4 protein-coding genes are annotated in these 3,325 nt (G+C 47.3%); 3 read left to right on the top strand and 1 reads right to left on the bottom strand.

The annotated features are described in order from the left end of the window. Together QVP94_RS07870 and QVP94_RS07875 are read left to right on the top strand one after the other, a co-directional pair. The coding region (locus QVP94_RS07870) for a DUF3656 domain-containing protein (protein ID WP_502685439.1) at nucleotides 1-454 on the top strand (454 nt) is incomplete at its 5' end. A gap of 39 nt (nucleotides 455-493) precedes the next feature. Continuing rightward, nucleotides 494-1,312 (top strand): peptidylprolyl isomerase, encoded by an 819-nt coding sequence (locus tag QVP94_RS07875; protein ID WP_005855996.1) that lies wholly within the window; start codon nucleotides 494-496, stop codon nucleotides 1,310-1,312. A 153-nt stretch (nucleotides 1,313-1,465) separates the two neighbouring features. Here QVP94_RS07875 and QVP94_RS07880 read toward each other — a convergent pair whose 3' ends face one another. After that, the gene (locus QVP94_RS07880) at nucleotides 1,466-1,933 is read right to left on the bottom strand and encodes a WbuC family cupin fold metalloprotein (protein WP_005855998.1); all 468 of its coding nucleotides are present in this window, start codon (nucleotides 1,931-1,933) and stop codon (nucleotides 1,466-1,468) included. Nucleotides 1,934-2,053: 120 nt separating this feature from the next. Between QVP94_RS07880 and QVP94_RS07885 the strand changes: the two genes are divergently transcribed. Beyond that, a partial coding sequence (locus tag QVP94_RS07885; RefSeq protein WP_288213209.1) for an MBOAT family O-acyltransferase occupies nucleotides 2,054-3,325 on the top strand: 1,272 nt, incomplete at its 3' end.

Consider the following 3,325-nt stretch of genomic DNA (forward strand, 5'->3'; position numbering starts at 1 on the left):
CGCCGTGGCGATGTCCGATAACTGGTTTGTTCCTTCTTCTTTATTGGCCGAGATGCGTAGGCAAGGGGTGGAGAGGCTTATCTCTACCCGGCGGATTCGTTACCGCAGGGAAGAGGCTCGTCCGGTAAAGCCGTGTGTAGGCGAGACTCTGGAAATCCCTTTCCCAGAGAAATGTCTGACCTATTTAGGGAATGTCTCCAATAGCAAGGCTGGTGCCTTTTATAAGGCGCATGGCGTGACTGCCGTGGAAGACGCTTTCGAGTTGTCTCCCCGGAAGGATGTCCCTTTGATGTTCACGAAACATTGCCTGCGGTACAGTATGGGATGGTGCCCTACCTACCAGAAGCAGAAGTCTCCCTATAAGGAGCCTTACTTCCTGCGCTATAAGGAAACGCTCTTGCGTTTGCGCTTCGACTGCAAGAATTGCCAGATGTTGATCTATGCGGAGGAATAACCGGCTTTGTAACTACTTAATCCGATAAATAAAACAGGTATGAAACGACAAATTTTCTCGCTGTTCCTGCTCTTGCTCACGTTGGTAGCTTGTGGGGATAAGCCTTTGGACCCGAATAAACCCGTATATGTGAAAATCAAGACGACGATGGGAGACGTCACCGTCCTGCTATACGACGACACGCCTCTTCACCGGGATAACTTCATAAAGCTCTGCCAGTCGAACGAGTATGAGGGCATGCTTTTCCACCGTGTTATCAAGGAGTTTGTCGTGCAAGGTGGTGATCCGGAGAGTAAAGCACATGAGCCGGGTGCCTTGTATGGGGATGGCGATGGTGGTTATACCGTTCCCGCCGAGATATTACCCAATCATTTTAATAAGAAAGGCGCTTTGATCGACGCGAAAGAGATCGATGCCGTGAATCCGGAGCGTGCCTCCGCCGGTACGCAGTTCTGTTTTGTGCAAGGGAAAGTCTTGGACGACAAGGAGCTTGCGGAGAAAGAGGCTCGTATCAATGAGATCCGACGGAACTGGTTGTACTATAAATTCCGGGATGAGCTGAAAAAGCAAGATCCTTCTTTGGCCGCCGATTCCTTGGAGAATGAGTTACATGCCCGTGCGTCCATCTTGGTAGAAGATACGTTGGCGGTATTAGGCCCGGTAGTGATCCCGGCCGAACGGCGTGAGATTTATAAGACGATCGGTGGCGTTCCGCATCTGGATGGCTCGGTAACGATCTTTGGCGAGGTAGTGGAAGGCTTCGATATCGTAGAGAAGATCTCCGTGGTAAAGACGGATAAGAACGATCGTCCTTTACACGACGTGATGATTAAATCGACGAAGGTTTTCCAGAAATAATAACAATGCCTATTATAAGGAGGTAACGATGCCCATTGTAAGCTCCTTATAATGGGCATCGTAAACACTTTAGAATGGGCATTGTTAAAACCCTCGGATAGCTCTTGTTATACGAGGCTGATCGCTAGCTTGTTATACTAAAAGTATCATCAATCATATTTGGCTCTCGAGCCATTCCAGATACTTCTTTACTCCCTCCGTATCTTCCGCCTCGGGGCTCCAAGGCGCTAGGTTCTCCGGTGCTAGCGGCGCGAACGGCCCTTGCTTTATCTCATAAATAACCGATCCGGATTCCAGTACCAGAAGCCCGTGCCATGTCCCTGCCTTGATCTCCGCTCCATAAGCGCCTTCCTTTGGATTCAGTATCGTTTTCTCCGTGATATTCCCTTCCTCGTCAAACAAGAATACCGCTACCTTCCCACGTAGCAACAAGAAGATCTCGTCTTTCGCCGGATTTAAATGCCGGTGCGGACGCAAATACGTACCGGGCTCCATGGCATTCAGTAACCGATTGATCGGATCATCCAATCTCTCATGGAAATTATAGTTCATTCGCAGGCGGGGAGACTGCAAGGCTTTGGCCTGGGTCTCGTCGAGTAATTGTTCGTTGATTATCTTCATCTCTGTATCTTATTGTATTTCTGAGCCACGAATATACGAAATATTTATTGGTCAATGCTTGATATTCCTTATCTTTGCGCCTTGATGATACATATTCTTGAGTCTGAAAATTAAATATTTATGTTATTTAATTCCATAGAGTTCCTTATATTCCTGCCATTGGTTTTCTTTGGTTACTGGTTTGTTTTCAAGTCTTTGCGGTGGCAAAATCTATTTGTGGTAGCTGTTAGTTACCTGTTCTACGGATGGTGGGACTGGCGCTTTTTGCTGCTGATCCTGTTTACGTCGTTATGCAGTTACTTGAGTGGAGTCTATTTGGAGAAATGCGCTGGCAACCGGTCGGTCCAAAAGTGGATAAGTGCCGGTAATATTTTACTGAACCTTTCGATCTTGGGTGTATTTAAGTACTTTGATTTTTTTACCGAGAATTTGGTAAATGTCCTTCACCTATTGGGCTGGGATGCCGATTACGTGACGTTGAATATCTTGCTCCCTGTCGGGATCAGCTTTTATACGTTTCAGGCTTTGAGCTATACGATTGATGTTTACCAAGGTAAAATCAAGGCGACTCATGATATCGTGGCATTCTTCGCTTATATCAGTTTCTTCCCCCAATTAGTGGCGGGCCCGATAGAACGGGCTACCCATTTGTTGCCTCAGTTTCTCCGGCCTCGTAATTTCGATTGTGATCTGGCGTTGGATGGTATACGCCAGATGCTTTGGGGATTTTTCAAGAAAGTGGTGGTTGCCGATAACTGCGCTTTGTTCGTGAACGGTGTGTTTGAGAATTACCAGACGTTGGATGGGAGTACCTTGTTTCTGGGGGCTTTCTTCTTTACGATACAGATTTACGGTGATTTTTCCGGATACTCGGATATAGCGATCGGCTGTGCCCGGTTATTTGGCATAGACCTTATGCAGAACTTTAAGTATCCTTATTTCTCTCGGGATATAGCGGAGTTTTGGCGGCGTTGGCATATATCGTTGACGACTTGGTTCCGGGATTATATCTATATACCGCTAGGGGGGAGCCGGGCCGGAAAATGGAAGAGCTTCCGGAATACCCTTGTTATTTTCTTGGTAAGTGGATTCTGGCATGGGGCTAACTGGACGTTTGTGGCATGGGGAGCGTATCATGCGTTGTTGTTTCTGCCATTGCTATTGTTGGGTCAAAATAGGAGGTATAGAGATTCCGTGGCGGAAAACAGTTTCTTTCCCTCTGTGAAGGAATTGACACAGATGGGAGTTACGTTTCTACTGGTCTTATTGGGATGGATTCTGTTCCGGTCGGAAGATATATCTCAAGCGGCTGTGTACCTCGAGCGGATGTTCAATGCCTCATTATTCTCGGCTCCTCAACTTGTGGGCTTGGGATTCGGGCAACTCCTGCTG

Origin of the sequence: Parabacteroides sp. CAG:2 (assembly GCF_000436315.1) — a bacterium.
GTDB lineage: Bacteria > Bacteroidota > Bacteroidia > Bacteroidales > Tannerellaceae > Parabacteroides > Parabacteroides distasonis.

Bases quoted from the DNA above. Each gene is read 5' to 3' on its own strand.
- QVP94_RS07875 (WP_005855996.1), top strand. From the start codon at position 494: ATGAAACGACAAATTTTCTCGCTGTTCCTGCTCTTGCTCACGTTGGTA.
- QVP94_RS07880 (WP_005855998.1), bottom strand. From the start codon at position 1,933: ATGAAGATAATCAACGAACAATTACTCGACGAGACCCAGGCCAAAGCC.